General features: G+C 37.8%; 15 protein-coding genes and 1 tRNA gene. 4 read left to right on the top strand and 12 right to left on the bottom strand.

Going from position 1 to position 15580, the window contains the following annotated elements; genetic code table 11:
* Positions 1–83: 83 nt before the first annotated feature.
* From galU to map, 3 genes are read right to left on the bottom strand one after another with little or no spacing between them, the layout of a single operon-like run.
* Positions 84–977, bottom strand: coding sequence for a UTP--glucose-1-phosphate uridylyltransferase GalU (gene galU, locus AC3B6D_RS02470; RefSeq protein WP_489774814.1), 894 nt, complete (start codon positions 975–977; stop codon positions 84–86).
* Between the two features lie 52 nt (positions 978–1029).
* A complete protein-coding gene (locus AC3B6D_RS02465; RefSeq protein WP_489757293.1) occupies positions 1030–1983 on the bottom strand; it encodes a YihY/virulence factor BrkB family protein in 954 nt (317 codons plus the stop codon).
* Between the two features lie 12 nt (positions 1984–1995).
* Positions 1996–2784, bottom strand: coding sequence for a type I methionyl aminopeptidase (gene map, locus AC3B6D_RS02460; protein WP_489757292.1), 789 nt, complete (start codon positions 2782–2784; stop codon positions 1996–1998).
* Between the two features lie 199 nt (positions 2785–2983).
* On the opposite strand from map, the gene AC3B6D_RS02455 reads away from it, so the two are divergent.
* Positions 2984–3433 (top strand): flavodoxin, encoded by a 450-nt coding sequence (locus tag AC3B6D_RS02455; protein WP_489757291.1) that lies wholly within the window; start codon positions 2984–2986, stop codon positions 3431–3433.
* A 22-nt stretch (positions 3434–3455) separates the two neighbouring features.
* Positions 3456–3902, top strand: coding sequence for a GtrA family protein (locus AC3B6D_RS02450; RefSeq protein WP_489757290.1), 447 nt, complete (start codon positions 3456–3458; stop codon positions 3900–3902).
* Between the two features lie 57 nt (positions 3903–3959).
* Here AC3B6D_RS02450 and AC3B6D_RS02445 read toward each other — a convergent pair whose 3' ends face one another.
* A complete protein-coding gene (locus tag AC3B6D_RS02445) occupies positions 3960–5315 on the bottom strand; it encodes a serine hydrolase domain-containing protein (RefSeq protein ID WP_489769135.1) in 1356 nt (451 codons plus the stop codon).
* Positions 5316–5435: 120 nt separating this feature from the next.
* Between AC3B6D_RS02445 and AC3B6D_RS02440 the strand changes: the two genes are divergently transcribed.
* Complete coding sequence (locus AC3B6D_RS02440) at positions 5436–6356, top strand: aldo/keto reductase (RefSeq protein ID WP_489774813.1); 921 nt, start codon at positions 5436–5438, stop codon at positions 6354–6356.
* Between the two features lie 100 nt (positions 6357–6456).
* Here AC3B6D_RS02440 and wecB read toward each other — a convergent pair whose 3' ends face one another.
* From wecB to AC3B6D_RS02415, 5 genes are all read right to left on the bottom strand, one after another.
* Positions 6457–7608: a non-hydrolyzing UDP-N-acetylglucosamine 2-epimerase gene (wecB, locus tag AC3B6D_RS02435; protein ID WP_489769137.1), complete on the bottom strand. Its 1152-nt coding sequence runs from the start codon at positions 7606–7608 to the stop codon at positions 6457–6459.
* Positions 7609–7864: 256 nt separating this feature from the next.
* Positions 7865–7938 (bottom strand) — tRNA-Arg (locus AC3B6D_RS02430).
* A 39-nt stretch (positions 7939–7977) separates the two neighbouring features.
* The gene (locus tag AC3B6D_RS02425; RefSeq protein WP_489774812.1) at positions 7978–9174 is read right to left on the bottom strand and encodes a DEAD/DEAH box helicase; all 1197 of its coding nucleotides are present in this window, start codon (positions 9172–9174) and stop codon (positions 7978–7980) included.
* A gap of 7 nt (positions 9175–9181) precedes the next feature.
* Entirely contained in the window at positions 9182–10165 is a 984-nt protein-coding gene (locus tag AC3B6D_RS02420; RefSeq protein ID WP_489774811.1) for a Gfo/Idh/MocA family protein, read from the bottom strand.
* 1 nt (position 10166) lies between these two features.
* Positions 10167–10916 (bottom strand): GH25 family lysozyme, encoded by a 750-nt coding sequence (locus tag AC3B6D_RS02415; protein ID WP_489769140.1) that lies wholly within the window; start codon positions 10914–10916, stop codon positions 10167–10169.
* A 74-nt stretch (positions 10917–10990) separates the two neighbouring features.
* On the opposite strand from AC3B6D_RS02415, the gene AC3B6D_RS02410 reads away from it, so the two are divergent.
* Positions 10991–12298 carry an APC family permease gene (locus AC3B6D_RS02410; protein ID WP_489757283.1) on the top strand — a complete coding sequence of 436 codons (1308 nt, stop codon included), beginning with the start codon at positions 10991–10993 and terminating at the stop codon, positions 12296–12298.
* Between the two features lie 98 nt (positions 12299–12396).
* On the opposite strand, the gene adhP is transcribed toward AC3B6D_RS02410, so the two are convergent.
* From adhP to AC3B6D_RS02395, 3 genes are all read right to left on the bottom strand, one after another.
* Positions 12397–13416, bottom strand: coding sequence for an alcohol dehydrogenase AdhP (gene adhP / locus AC3B6D_RS02405; protein WP_489774810.1), 1020 nt, complete (start codon positions 13414–13416; stop codon positions 12397–12399).
* 179 nt (positions 13417–13595) lie between these two features.
* Positions 13596–14627, bottom strand: coding sequence for a branched-chain amino acid aminotransferase (locus AC3B6D_RS02400; RefSeq protein WP_489757281.1), 1032 nt, complete (start codon positions 14625–14627; stop codon positions 13596–13598).
* Positions 14628–14792: 165 nt separating this feature from the next.
* Positions 14793–15524, bottom strand: coding sequence for a GntR family transcriptional regulator (locus AC3B6D_RS02395; RefSeq protein ID WP_489769142.1), 732 nt, complete (start codon positions 15522–15524; stop codon positions 14793–14795).
* Between the last annotated feature and the right edge of the window lie 56 nt (positions 15525–15580).

The following is a 15580-nucleotide window of genomic DNA, read 5'->3' as shown; positions in this document are numbered from 1 at the left end:
AAACTGACCAAGTCAGCTGTCACTAGAAACCAACTACTAATAAGCACGCATAGCCAAATATTATGACCAAAAATCATAATATTTTATTTTTTATCTGCTGCTAATTGTTGGCCTAAATTAATAATATATTTGCGAAGTTCATCTTTCACTTCGGGGTGATTCAACCCATATTCAATGCTAGTTTTCATATAACCAAATTTATTACCAACATCAAACCGTTCGCCTGTAAATTCATGTGCAAACACCCGTTGGGTTTTATTTAAGCGATCAATCGCATCTGTTAGTTGAATTTCGTTGCCTGCACCGGGAGCCTGCGTATCCAGCATAGCAAAAATATCCGGCGTCAACAAATAACGCCCAATAATTGCTAAATTGCTTGGTGCATTTTCCACAGCGGGCTTTTCTACAAAATTATTAACCCGATATAATCCTGGCTTAACTTCGCCATCTGGATCAATCACTCCGTACTTAGAAACCTCTTTTTGAGGAACCTGCATGACAGCTAAGGTCGAAGCATGCGTTTCATTATAATCATTAATCAATTGCTTGGTCAACGGTACTTGATCTTTCATTAAGTCATCACCAAGCATTACAACAAACGGTTCGTCACCTACAAAAGATTTGGCTAAGCTCACCGCATCCCCTAAACCATTAGGATATGACTGACGCGTAAAATACAAATTTACACCAATGTTGGTTGTATCTTGTACCACTTTCAATAGTTCATCTTTATGCTTAGATTTCAAATTTTGTTCTAATTCTGGTGCTGAATCAAAATGATCTTCAATGGGGCGTTTACCCTTGCCAGTAATAATTAAAATATCTTCAATTCCGGAAGCTTTGGCTTCTTCCACAATGAATTGAATCGTAGGTTTATCCACGATGGGCAACATCTCTTTTGCCATTGCCTTAGTAATGGGCAAGAATCGGGTGCCTAATCCTGCTGCTGGAATAACCGCTTTTCTAACTTTTTCCATAGATAATTGTTCCTCTCATGGTAAAATATGTTCTCATCATACAACAAAATAACTATTTATGGTGATTTTTTCGTTGTTGGTAAAACTGTTTTAAACCACCAGATTGTTCTAACTGACCTTGAAATGCTTGAAGCACAGCGGCATTAATGGCAGCCCCGATCAAAAAGATATACGCAAGAAAGTTAAGCCACAATACTAGAATAAAAAAAGTACCAATCGTGCCATAAGAATGCCAGCGACTACCAAAATATTTAATATATAACGAAAAGCCTTGTGATAATAAACTAAAACCTATTGTTGTAAACACCGTTCCTGGCCAAACATAACTAATCTTTTCGTGAGAATTCGGCAAAAAGATATAGGCGACTAGTAAGATGACGACTAAAACCAAACCGGTTACCGGCCATTTCCAATGAATAAATTCTTGTAGTAACTTCGGTCCCCATAAAACATAGGATTGCAACCAATTTAATAATTGTTGCCCAACTAAAACTGTCAGAAACAGTATTAACAAAATCACAATTAATGAAGTGGTTACCAAAATCGCTACACTTCTTAGAATAAGAAAATTTAACAATGATTTTTTTGTATAAATAGTTTGATTATCTAATCCATAAACTTGGTTAATACTTCGTTTTAAAATATTAACCACACCTGAACTAGACCAGAGTGTTCCCAAAATACCAAATGACAGTAGCCCGTTACTTTTTTGAGTCAATAATTTAGTTAAGATTGGATCAATAAATTTAATTAAACGCGTCGGCATTAAATTTTGAGCATATCCTAGTAACATTTGCGGATCCAAATGAAATAATGGTAACGCACTACCAACCAATGAAATTAATGGAAAAAATGACAGTAAGCCGTAATAAACTACTGCTTTGGAAGAAAGACCAATATTGCCACTTTTAATCCGTTGCATCACTAATTGACAAAAATAAATCAATTTTTGAAACCACGTTAAATCAGAAGCAAATAAGGACTGTTTTTCTTTATCAGAAGCCAAATTATTATCCTTTTACAAATATTTTTGATCACCAATAGGATCTTGCGAAGTTAAAATTTTAGGACCATCTTTGGTAATAGCCAAGGTGTGCTCATACTGAGCTGAAGGAGTTCCATCAGCTGACACAAAATATTCCCAATTATTATCTGTAAACTTGCTGGTAATTTCCCAAGTTCCCAAGTTAACCATTGGTTCAATGGTAATAGTCATGCCTTCTTTGAGCCGTAAGCCCTTGCCTGGTTCACCATAATGGGGCACATTCGGTGCTTCGTGCATCGTCGGTTGAATCCCGTGACCAATTAAATCACGCACATCACCCATATGTTCTTGATCTTCGACATAATGTTGAATAGCGTAACCAATATCACCTAAGCGATTACCGACTTGAGCCTGATCAATTCCTAAATATAAAGCTTTTTTAGTGACTTCCATCAAATGCTTTTTTTCGGGCGAAATTTCCCCCACAGCATAACACCAGCAGGAATCACTTTGATAACCATCCAATTCAACTGTCATATCGACTTTCACAATATCGCCGTTTTTTAAAATCAAACTGTGGCGTGGTTCTGCATGCGCTACTTCATCATTCACACACACACAAGTTGCGTAACGATAGCCTTCAAAACCTTTTTCTGATGGATGCCCACCATGATCTGTAATAAATTTATCAGCAAACTTTTCAATTTCAAAACTAGAAATTCCCGGTTTGATAATGTTCCGTAAACCAATATGGGTTTGCGCCAACAAAGCACCTGACTTTCTCATACCTTCAATTTCTCTAGCTGATTTTAATGTAATCAAACAAGTTACCTCCACTCTTTCACGCTAATTTTATTATAGCTCAACGGACGAATAATTGACTAATAATTTCCTTTTTACTTTCAAACGCTCAAAAAATTTTAGAATTTTTAAACTTATTAATAAGTATCTAGCTAGTAATTTATCCAAATCAAAATTATGATATAATAGTTGCCGAGATTATGGGAATGGAGCAAGATTCGTGACAAAAGTAAAAATCGTTTATGCCAGTATGACTGGTAATGATGAAGATATGGCAGATATTTTAAGTGAAGATTTTGAAAACGCCAAGATGGAAGTGGACGTCTCAGAAATCTCCCAAACTGATGTCCAAGATTTTCAAACCGCCGATCTCTGTATTGTGGTTAGTTACACTTATTCTGATGGCTTAGAAGGTAACATTCCAGACGAAGGCCTCGACTTTTATCATGACTTACAAGAAGCCGACCTCTCAGGCAAAATCTTTGGTGTTTGTGGTTCAGGCGATACTTTTTATCAAGATTTTGCCATTGCAGTTGATCATTTTGAACAAGCATTTGAACAAGCTGGAGCCATCAAAGGCGCCACTAGTGTCAAAGTAGAGCTCGCCCCGCAGAGCGCCGATATTGCTAAATTAGACCACTTTGCCCAAACATTGATTGACCTATTCTAAGTAAGAGAAAAGAAGTTGACTCATGGATATCTATAAAAAGCATCGCGATTTTATTGTTTACACATTTTATGGTTTCTTAGCTTCTGTTATTAATGTCTTTGCTTTTCATATTTTACACAATCACTGGCGTATTAATATGTTAGTTGCCAATACTGTCGCCTGGCTGATTGCGAATGTTTTTTCTTTCATTGTTAACAAAAAAATTGTCTTTCAAAGCAGCTATCAAAATTGGAAAACTTTTATCCAAGAAAGTGGACTTTTCCTTTCGCAGCGGTTACTGTCATTAATTTTAGATAATATTTTGATGTGGATTGGCATCAGCCTGTTACAATGGAACAATTTAATTGCTAAAATGTTAGACCAAATCATCGTTGGTTTAGTCAATTATTTATCCACGCAAGCTATTTTTTTGCGAGAAAATAGCGCCATGATTCAACATCTACATCAGCGGATTCATCGTGAAAAATGAAAGCACGATCAAAAAAAGGTGGGATAAAAGTCTCACCTTTTTTAATTACCATCATTATTACTGCCGTGAAAAAATGATCGGTTCATTTAGTGCTGTTTCTGCAAACAAAGCAATTTGTTGTTGCGTAATGTTTAATTGTACGATTTTATTCAATGGAGCAATATCAATCCAAGCTTGTCCCTTTAAATCAGTGACAATAGCAAAATCAAATTGCGCAAATTTAATATGCAACTGCCCCTGCTCTGCACACAACTCTAAGCGACCATACCCCGGATTAGCGTAGACACCTAACCACTCTGGACGACTCAAAACAACTTGTTTAGTAGCCCCAAATTGTTGTTGTAGCTGCTGCTTTTTTTGGCTAGCTTTTTGATGGTCATCTTGTAAAATCTTGTGTGTCCAATCAACTGTTGGTAATTGAGCTGCTTGATCAATTATTTGATAAGCCAAACCAAACATTGCATTTGTTGAATCTAAATTGGTGACCATGCCAAAAGCTAAATCTAATTCCGGTACAAAACCTAAAATTGCACAATAGCCAATAAAAGAACCCGTATGATAAAAATATTTATACCCGCGATAGGTTTCCATCATCATTCCAAAGCCGTAAGCACTCAATTGTGGCTGGGCATAATTGCGACTAGGTTGCATAACAATTTGTGGTTGATACATTTGCGCCGCATTATTATGTGACTGTTGTTGATAATTCTGCAATTGAAATTGCGCCCAGGTCAATAAATCTTGTGGCTTTGCTAACATACTGCTGGCCCCACCTAAATGACCAGGAGACATGAATTGCATTGGACGATAATGATTACCTTCTGGCAAATAAGCTGGAGCAATTTGTTCTAACGCTACTGCTTCATCATGTACATAAGTATTAGTTAAGTTTAAATCTGTTAATAGATGTTGTTGTAGATAAGAATAATAATCCGTTCCTAAAACCTGCTCTAACGCAAATGTTAATTCAGCAAACATTAAGTTACTGTATTGCATTTTATAGCGTAGATCAACGTTCGGTTTTAAATATGGCACTTTCGTGACTACTTGACTTAAACTCAGTGGACCATTGGTAAAGCGCATTAAATCATGTGCCGGCACTCCACTACGATGACATAACAAATCACGCCACGTTAAATGTTTAGTAGCATAATCATCATAAACTTTAAATTGCTGCCAACTATCAATAATCGGTTTATCCAAATCTAAAACGCCCTGATCAGCTAGTTGACAAATGGTGGTTGCCAGAAAACTTTTGGAAATGGAACACAGGGGAAAGACCCATTGATCATCATAATCACCGTATCCCTGAACCATCGTTTGATCATGACTCGCTATTCCGACTCCACAAGCGGGCAAGTTGAACTGTTGAATACTATTAGCTAAAGTTTCATTTAATTGTGCAAAATCCATTAAATTTTCTCCTTTTTAATCATATTATAAAGAGTTAATTTAAAAAAACAAGTTACCAAGTCAATTGGTACAAATCGAACTCGTTTCGTCGTATACTTATTTTCATCAGGAGGTTCTTCAATGAAATATTTGCAGATTAGTCCAAACTTACCACCAGTATCCACTGTAGCTTTAGGTCTTATGCGCTGGAAAGATTTATCCACGGCTCAAGCCACTGCTAATTTAATTGCTGCCCAACAATGTGGTATTAATTTCATTGATTCTGCCGATATTTATGGCAATGGTCAATCTGAACAAGTTTTCGGTAATGCTTTCACTACAGGCAATTTTCAACGCGAAGATTGGATTATTCAATCTAAGGCTGGTATTGTCCCGGGTCAACGTTATGATTTTTCAGCGCAATATTTATTGCACAGCGTCGAGCAAATTTTACAGCGCCTGCAAATCGATTATTTAGATTTGTTTATTTTACATCGCCCCGATCCACTGATGGATTTAGCAGAAGTTAATTCGGCTTTTCAACAACTACAGCAAGCCGGTAAAGTCAAAAACTTTGGCGTTTCCAACTTTAATGCCGCCCAGATTCAACTTTTACAATCAGGCTTATCTACTCCAATAGTTGTAGACCAATTGCAATTTAGCTTAGCTCATACTCAACTGATTGACTTTGGCTTACATGTTAATATGGCCAACGCTTTCGCTATTGATCGCACTGGCGGCACTTTAGAATATTGTCAACAACACCACTTGACCCTTCAAGCTTGGTCACCTTTTCAAGCTGATTTTTCGAAAGGAACTTTTATTAATAGCGCACAATTTCCGCATTTAAACCAAGTTTTAGCCCAATTGGCCCAGAAATATCAAACTAATAAAAATGCGATTGCCGCTGCTTGGATTCTACGCCATCCCGCCAAAATCCAAGTTCTCTTAGGAACTACGCAGCCCAAACATATTATCTCTAGCAGTGAATGTACTGATTTTTCATTGAGTCGTCAAGAATGGTACGATCTGTACTTGGCAGCTGGTCATGATTTACCTTAAATCAAATGCCTATTGTTAGGACTAATTTATGACTTTTAAAGTACCATGAAAAAAAGATGTTCGTATTACTGCGAACATCTTTTTTAACAAATAATTCATTTTATTTATGGTAACTAAACTCCGCTGGACGCTGCGCTAATTGTTGAAAATGATAACGAATAGCCGCACAAATGCGTTCACTCGCTAAACCATCACCATAGGGATTTTTGGCTTGAGCCATCGCTTGATAAGCTGCGGAATCATCTAACAGTTGACTCATTGCCGCTTTGACCTTTTGGGGATCAGTACCTACTAATTTCAAAGTCCCGGCTTGAACTCCCTCGGGACGCTCCGTCGTGTCACGTAAAACCAATACTGGCTTACCTAAAGCTGGGGCTTCTTCTTGAACACCGCCAGAATCGCTCATGATAAAATAAGACCGCGCAGCCAGATTATGAAAATCTAACACATCTAACGGATCAATTAAATGAATGCGTTCATGATCACCTAAAACTTCATGAGCAGCTTGTTGAACCACTGGATTTAAATGAACGGGATAGATAATTTCTACATCAGAATGACTTTGGACGACTTCTAGCATCGCTTGAAACACTCGTTTCATCGGTGCACCTTGATTTTCTCTGCGGTGCATGGTCACCAAAATCATTCGCTTATTATGGTCAACAAGATCTAAAGCGTGATGATGATAGTCACTTTGGACAGTTTGTTCCAGCGCATCAATGGCAGTATTCCCAGTGACGAAAATTTGTTCTGCTGGATGATTTTCAGTTAATAAATTAGCTTTGCTTTGCTCCGTCGGCGCAAAATACAAATCCGCCAGATCATCGGTCATTTGCCGATTCATTTCCTCAGGCCAAGGTGAATACTTATTCCAAGTACGCAACCCCGCTTCCACATGACCAATCGCCGTTTGGTGATAAAAAGCTGACATGGCAGCCGCTAACGTGGTGGTTGTATCGCCATGTACTAACACAATATCCGGCTGTTCTTGTTCAAAAACATCATCCATGTCTAGCAAGACTGAACTAGTAATTCCACTTAATGATTGCTTTTTCTTCATAATGTTCAAGTCATAATCTGGATGAATATGAAAAATATCCAAGACTGAATCTAACATTTCTCGATGTTGAGCAGTAACAACTGTGGTGGTTTGAAAGTATTGGGCTTGCTGCTGTAATTTCAAGACCAAAGGTGCCATCTTAATGGCTTCTGGACGCGTTCCAAAAACCGTCATAACCTTGATTTTTTGCAAAAGTGTTCCTCCTCAATCACCTATTTTATTTACACTAGGAGTTTTTTTATGATTTATTTAATAATTTGCGGCATATTATTATTAATTTGCGGCTTTAGTTTAGTTTTTACTTTTGATCAAATTTTACACCAACATTGGCGCTACAGCTTCTTTTTTATTTTAAGTTTAATTATTTGTGGTTTAATTTTTTATTTCTTTCAAACAAAATTTTTGAAATAAAAAAGCCGCAGATCACTAATGAACAGCGGCAACACGATGATCTCGATCGGATTCGAACCGATGACCTACTGCTTAGGAGGCAGTTGCTCTATCCAGCTGAGCCACGAGACCATGGTTTAATCTTGCCACGAAATAACTCAACTGTAAAGATTATTTTTTGACACCATGATAACCTTGGCGTTTTTGATCACGTTGTCGCTTTTTAGAACGATGCCGAATAACTTTTGCTTTAGCCCCACTTTTGGAGGACTGGGCCGTTACCAACTGTTCATCAACTAACTGCACTTTCCGTAATTTAATATGTTGCGCTTGCAATAATTCTTGTAATTGTCGAAAATCATGTTCGTTACCTAAAGTAATTACCTCGCCGTTACGCCCCATCCGACCGGTCCGACCGCTACGATGAATATACTCTGTTAAATTTTGCGGATTGTTCCAATTAATGACTGTCGTTAAATCCGGCAAATCCATGCCCCGAGCTGCTACATCCGTCGTCAATAAAAGTGAAGTATCACGCTTTTTAAAATTAACTAGTGCATCAGCCCGCCGTTTTTTCGGATCACTGGTATCTAATACTGTAAAATACGTTTTGCGATACCGCATATCGGCAGCGTATTGGTGTAATTCTTTACTAGATTGATAAAAAACTAAATTGCGTTTGTGTTTGCGATGTGCTAAACGTTGTAAAGTAGCTGCTTTTTGTGAATTACTCGTCAATAAAAAGTAATGCTTGATCCCCGCCCGAAACTGTTGGTCGGCACGCAAATCAATCTTGAGAAAATCTTGAGGAAACCACTTAGACAATTCTTGAAAAATCGGCGCCGCCGTCGCTGAAAACAAGGCTAATTGAAACTGACCTTGCAAGCGACCCAATAAATCCCGTACCGGCGTCAATTTATCCATCAACAAATCATCAGCCTCATCAATGACCACCGTCTGGATTTTATTTAATTTAAATTTGCGTTTAACAACTAGATCTTGAATGCGCCCAATTGTTCCGACAACGACCTCAGGTTTTTGTTTTAAATGTTCAATTTGCCGCTGAACATTAGCACCTCCAATCACCTCTAACACCCGTAACTGGGGATTTAAAGAGCGTAACACATTGCGCGTTTGAATAGCCAACTCCTGAGAAGGTTCCAGTACTAGTAACTGAATCCCACCATTAAGCGTTAATTTAGACAATAACGGCATTCCAAATGCTAATGTTTTACCAGAACCAGTAGGAGCTAAAGCCAGTAAGGATTTTCCTTGTTGTAGCGGTTCATAGACTTGTTCTTGAATCGGTGTCAAACTTTGAAAATGATGTTGCTGATAATATTTTTGATAAATCTTTGGTATTTGCATATTTTCCTCATTTCTCATCGGCAGTAAAGTGAATTTTCGCTGCTAAGCGCACCGTTGTTAAAATTTGATTCACTTGATCAGCTAATTGCCAGAGCCGTAAGAATTCTTTGTGATCATGTTGTTGAATAATTTGACTAAAAACTTGCGCTTCCGCCAGCATCGGATTGTGATCCGCAAATTTTTGCACTTGCTGGTTTTGATCATCCCAAATTTTTCGAATGGTGCCACCATCATTAAATAAAAGCGTTTGGTGATTACTATAAATTTCCGATGGTAATAAAGAGTTACTAATTTTGCCTACTAATAGGGTTACGTCGAACTCGTGATAATGTAAGACTAAAGTCCCTTGACCATCAACTTTCGTCGCAATCATTTGCGGAAAATACTGAGCCGTTAGTGGTTGTCCAAATAAGCAAAGGGCATCATAAATTAAATAAACTCCCAAATCATACAAGGCGCCGCCCGAAAATTTGGGTGAAAACACATTCGGTTCTTGGCCCGCTAAGACTTGATCATAGCGACTAGAGTATTTGCGATAAATAATCGTGGCGCCCGTAATTACTGGTAATTCGGCCACTCGTTGTTGTAATTGGTGAAATTCAGTCTCATGAATATGCCGGGCAGCTTCAAAAACAAATAACTCCGGATGTTGTTTTAAAAAAGCTTGAATTTGCAAAAATTCAGAGCGCTTGGAGACCAACGGTTTCTCTACAATCACATGTTTGTGGCATTCTAAAGCGGCCATAATATCTTGAAAGTGACAACTATTAGGTGAAGCCACATAGATCACATCAACTTGGGAACTAGTAAAAAGTTGTTCACGTTGATCGACTAACTTAACGTCTTCTATTTTTAATTGCTGCGCCAATTTTTGAGCATGACTTAATGTGCGTGAATAAATTGTTGTCAATTGAAAACTAGCCGTAGCCTGAATTGCTTGCACAAATTGTTTAGTGATCCAATTGGTACCAATTACACCTAAACGTAACATTTTACCAACCTCCTGTTTGCAAAAAAGCCGCCCATTGCTGCTGATTGCCGTTAAACACTAATAAACTATACTGATTGGCAGTTGCCAAACTAGGAATGCGTCCAGCATCCGTATATTGCCAAAATTTCACTTGATCACCCTTAATGGGATGGGGTCTAGTCTGTAAAATACCGCCACATGAATTATGATTGATCAAATAATTCAAGGCTGGATCTGTTTGAATTAAAACTGGGCGCTGATAATATTTTACCAGCAAACTTTGTAATCGTGAAACAGATTTATCAATTTGGTGCGCAGTTAACTGCGAAGCTGAGGGAGCTTTAACTTGCAGAACTAACGGTAACGTTCCTACTCGAGTACCAACACTAGCCTTAATATTAGTAAACTGGGCCTGTGGTGAAGTTTGCCAACTAAAATCATGCTCAATACCATACGGTAATTGCGCGCCTTGAATCCGCCAATAATTACTTAAGAATGCATCATCAAAATAATCTGCACCTTGAGTGGCCCTTAAATAAACAAAATCTATGCCATGTTTCTTCAGCAAATGAAAGTCCTGATAGCCATCCGTTTGACTCAAGCTAACTCCTAAAACTGGATAGTTGCTAGTACTGGGACGACCACTTTTTTGCCAATAATTGAAAATTTGTTTACTCACAAAAAGCCCTGCCAAAACCAATAATAAAAAGCCCACAAAGAGCAGTTGTTTTTTATGAAATTTTTGTTGACGGACCATTAATCGTGACTGCATTAAAAATCTTTGCCTCTCTCTTAAAATCAAGTACAATACTCAGTATTAAGAAAATTTAGTTAGGAATGAAGCAAATGAAACGTCAATTATCTCTTTTCTCGGCTCTGGCTACCGTCATGGGGACTGTCATCGGTGGCGGAGTCTTTTTTAAAGTTGCTAGTATTACGCAATTAACCAAAAGTTCCTGGCTTAGTATTTTAGTTTGGCCATTAGCCGGAATTATTACCCTCATGGCTGGTTTAACCGTTGCCGAATTAGCTGCTACTTATCCTGAAAACGGTGGTCCCGTTAAATACCTCAGCGAAATTTATGGACCCAAGATTGCTTTCTTGTTTGGTTGGTCCTTAATCATTGTATACTATCCCGCTAATATTGCAGCAATTTCCATCGTTTTTGGAACGCAAGCACAACAACTATTTAATTTACCACACATTTCGCCAACCATGTGGGCGCTAATGTGCCTTTTTTCATTAGTTATTGTCAACTGGTTAGGTAGTAAGCTCAGCAGTCAAGTACAAAAATTGACTTTAATTATTAAATTGATTCCAATTATCGCTATTATTATTGCTGCCTTGGGGTTTAATACCACTAACAATTTAAATTGGAGTCATTTAACATCAGCCTTAACCTTTCAACATCCGCAAGCTTTCGGGCAAGCTTTACTCGCTACTTTATTTGCCTACGATGGTTGGCTAAGCATTGGTAATTTAGCTGGTGAAATTAAACGTCCGGAAAAAAATTTAGCGCATGCTATTATTTGGGGATTAATCGCCGTAACCATTGTTTATACTTTACTCAACTGGAGCTTTATCAAAATTTTGCCCTTTACCCAAATTGCGGGCAATCAAAACGCTGCTATGCAAACGGCCCAAAAATTATTTGGGCCGCTGGGTGGCAAAATTTTAACCATCGGTATTTTAGTATCAGTTTATGGTGCAGTGAATGGTCACTTAATGGTTGGTTCTCGCATGCCGTATACTTTAGGTATTCAAAAACAATTACCAGCAGCCCATTTTTTTAGCCATTTAAATGCCAAAACAAAAATGCCCACCAACAGTTTATTATTCGAAAGTTTAATTGCCGTCATCATGATTTTTTCGGGAACTTTTGACACTTTAACCAATATGTTGGTTTATATCTCTTGGATCTTTTCAATTCTTCTGTTCATCGGAATTTTTATTCTCCGTAAAAACAAACCTAATTTGCAGCGACCGTATCAAATTATTTGGTACCCCATCCCTCCTATTTTAGCAATTTTAGGTGGTTTATTTATTGTGATCAATACTACGGTCAGTCAACCATTACTAGCCTTAGCCGGTTTGGGATTAACCTTAACTGGCTGGCCCGTTTATTACTGGCAGCACCGCCAATTGCAAAATTAAGTACTAATTATGAATAATCTAAAAAGTGATGCGACTAAGCACAATTAGTTCAAACCAACTGTGCTTTTGTCACATCACTTTTTGTTTTGGCTAAAATATTAATTATTAGTAAAATCAACTACCATTCGTCCAACAATTTGATTGTTTTTCATTTCATCAATAATATCGTTAATTTCCGATAATTTACGTGTTTGGACAATCGGCTTTACTTTTTGTTCAGCTCCAAAAGCAAAAGCTTCAGCCAAATCTTGCCGAGTACCAACTAATGAACCAGCAACTTTAATCCCATCTAAAACAGTCTTAGAGATATTTAAAGACATGTCTCCTTGAGGTAAAGCAATCGCTACTAACGTTCCGTCTGGTCTTAATGAGTTAACTGCCGATGTAAATGCCGACGGGCTCACAGCCGTAATAATTGCACTATGAACACCACCAACTTTAGTTTGTAAAACATCAGCAGCATCTTCGGTTTGCGAATTAATTGTCAGATCAGCCCCTAACTTTTTAGTAGCTTGCAATTTTTCATCATTAATGTCGACTGCTGCTACATGCGCACCAAAAACATTCTTAGCATATTGTACTGCTAAATTGCCTAAGCCACCAGTGCCAACCACTTCAACCCATTGACCAGGACGAACATTTCCGGTCTTCAAGCCCTTATAAACTGTTACTCCCGCGCAAGTTAGAGAAGTAGCCTCAATCGGATCTAAATCAGCGGGAACTTTAACTGCATAGTCAGCAGGAACGATACATTCTTCAGCCATCGCACCGTCAACATTAAACCCAGAGTTTAAAACATTACGGCATAAAGTTTCACGGCCAGTCGTACAATATTCGCAATGCCCGCAGCCTTGATAAAACCACGCAATTGATACTCGATCACCAATTTTTAAAGTAGAAACTCCAGCGGCTACTTGAATCACTTTACCAACACCTTCATGCCCGATAATGCGGCCGGGAACTTTACCAAAGTCACCCGCGGCTACATGCAAATCCGTATGACACAAGCCACAGTATTCCATCTTAACTAAAGCTTCACCGGCTCGCAGATCACGTAACTTAACATCTTTAATATCAACATAACCATCGCAATTGTCCCGTACTACTGCTGCTTTCATATCAGTTAACCTCTTTTTGATTTTTTGAATCCCACAATTGAATTTTAAGTGAATATCTTCACATGGTCAAGAGATTTTTTAATTTTTACTTAAAAAACAAAAAAAGCATTTAATATAATTAGTTTATAACTATATTAAATGCTTTGAGATTTTAATTGAAGTTTATTAATAAATTGCTTTTATTCAACTGGTTCAACCCAGCCTTCAGGTCCTTTGCGATCACCAAATTGAATGCCAGTTAAGATGTCATACAACTTCTTGGTCACTGGTCCGACCTCAGTTTGACTATAAAAGACGTGCATCTTACCATTGTGCTCCAAACCACCAATTGGTGAAATAACTGCCGCTGTACCACAAGCCCCAGCTTCTGCGAAACGATCTAAATCATTGATATAAACATCACCTTGCTCAGTTGGCATGTTTAACTCATGCTCAGCTAAATACAAAAGTGAATATTTGGTAACACTCGGTAAAATAGATGGTGATTTTGGTGTCACAAACGTACCATCTTTCGTAATTCCAAAGAAATTGGCTGATCCAACTTCTTCAATCTTTTCATGATTAACCGGATCCAGATAAACACAATCGGAAAAACCATGCTTTTGCGCAGCGTCACCAGGCATTAAACTAGCAGCATAGTTACCACCAACTTTACTTTGTCCAGTTCCTTTATGCGCTGCCCGATCATATTGCGAAGTGGTGAAATTAGTTGGTGTTAAACCACCTTTAAAGTAATTACCAACTGGCATTGCAAAAATCCGAAAAATATATTCAGTTGCCGGATGTACACCAATCATGCCGCCAACACCCATCATAATTGGTCGTAAATATAACGTTGCTCCGTTACCATAAGGTGGCACAAAATCAATGTTCGCCTTCACCACTTGTTTCACAGCATCTACAAACATGTCAGTTGGTACTTGTGGCATCAACAGACGCTGACAACTGTTTTGCATTCGTTGCGCATTTTGATCGGGACGGAATAATTGCACATGACCATCTTTAGTACGATAAGCTTTTAAACCTTCAAAAACTGATTGTCCGTAGTGTAAGGCCGTTGAATCCTCATTAATTGTTACATCACTTTCGGTGACCAAACCTTCATCTTGCCATTGACCATCTTTGTAAGTTGCCTGGTAGCGATAAGGTAAGTCTAAGTAATTAAATCCTAAATTATTAAAATCAACCTCTGATGCTTTTACTTTAGCCATCTTACTTACCTCTCTTTTTAATTTTTATTTAATTTAAAGAATAGCATTAAATCCTATTTTGTCAAGAATGGTTTTATAGAAATAGCTTATCTTTTAATTTTTATTAATTTAAAAATAGCTATAATTAATTTTAATTAATGTTGCATTCTTAATAAATTAGTAGCGTCACTTAGTATGTCCTGGCAGATAAACTGTAATTTGCTCTTTATCATATCGATGATGTGTTTCAGACAATTCAAACGGAACATTATTTTCTAAAAAAACGACCTGACGCAAACGCAAAATGGGATCAGAATTTTGACAAGCTAAATACTGTTGGTCAGCTGCCGTGGCTTTTGCAGCACTAATCTTACGGTAAGCAGCACCAATTTTTTGATGCAACGTGGTTTCAATGTAACGATAGACTGAAGCCTTTAAAACCGTTTCATCGATGCCGGGCACAATTTTGACTGGCATTTTTGTATACTCCAAAGCATAGGGTTCGCGATCGACTAAACGTTGGCGTTGAATATCATAAACCATTTCGTGCGGTGTCAAATTTAGTAACTGACACTCTTCAGCATTAGGATAGCGAATTTGAAATTGAATAATTTGACTGGTCACACGACTTTGATCACCAACTAATTTAGTCGTACCAATATATTGATCCACTGCACGATCAAAGTGAGAAGTTTTTAACACGGTAGTTCGAACAAAAGTCCCCGCTCCTCGCTGAGTATAGACCAAGCCAACCTTTATCAACTGTTCAATGGCTTTGCGAACTGTTACGCGACTAGTTTGAAATTCTTGAGCCAATTTACTTTGCTGTGGAAAAGGTGTTCCCGGTAAATACGTTCCGTTTTGAATCCGTTTTTTTAAAGTTGCAGCAATGATTAAATATTTAGGTTTTTGTGCCATCAACTGATCCCACCTTTTTATCACTTGAATTAAGTTTATCACTCTCCACTAGGCCA

The sequence above is a fragment of the Bombilactobacillus sp. ESL1097 genome (genome assembly GCF_058107205.1).
This window is presented reverse-complemented; position numbering and strand designations above follow the sequence as displayed.

Coding starts and splice junctions, on each gene's coding strand:
- galU (WP_489774814.1), bottom strand. CDS start 977: ATGGAAAAAGTTAGAAAAGCGGTTATTCCAGCAGCAGGATTAGGCACC.
- AC3B6D_RS02450 (WP_489757290.1), top strand. CDS start 3,456: ATGGATATCTATAAAAAGCATCGCGATTTTATTGTTTACACATTTTAT.
- AC3B6D_RS02445 (WP_489769135.1), bottom strand. CDS start 5,315: ATGGATTTTGCACAATTAAATGAAACTTTAGCTAATAGTATTCAACAG.
- AC3B6D_RS02440 (WP_489774813.1), top strand. CDS start 5,436: ATGAAATATTTGCAGATTAGTCCAAACTTACCACCAGTATCCACTGTA.
- AC3B6D_RS02425 (WP_489774812.1), bottom strand. CDS start 9,174: ATGCAAATACCAAAGATTTATCAAAAATATTATCAGCAACATCATTTT.
- AC3B6D_RS02420 (WP_489774811.1), bottom strand. CDS start 10,165: ATGTTACGTTTAGGTGTAATTGGTACCAATTGGATCACTAAACAATTT.
- AC3B6D_RS02415 (WP_489769140.1), bottom strand. CDS start 10,916: ATGCAGTCACGATTAATGGTCCGTCAACAAAAATTTCATAAAAAACAA.
- AC3B6D_RS02410 (WP_489757283.1), top strand. CDS start 10,991: ATGAAACGTCAATTATCTCTTTTCTCGGCTCTGGCTACCGTCATGGGG.
- adhP (WP_489774810.1), bottom strand. CDS start 13,416: ATGAAAGCAGCAGTAGTACGGGACAATTGCGATGGTTATGTTGATATT.
- AC3B6D_RS02400 (WP_489757281.1), bottom strand. CDS start 14,627: ATGGCTAAAGTAAAAGCATCAGAGGTTGATTTTAATAATTTAGGATTT.
- AC3B6D_RS02395 (WP_489769142.1), bottom strand. CDS start 15,524: ATGGCACAAAAACCTAAATATTTAATCATTGCTGCAACTTTAAAAAAA.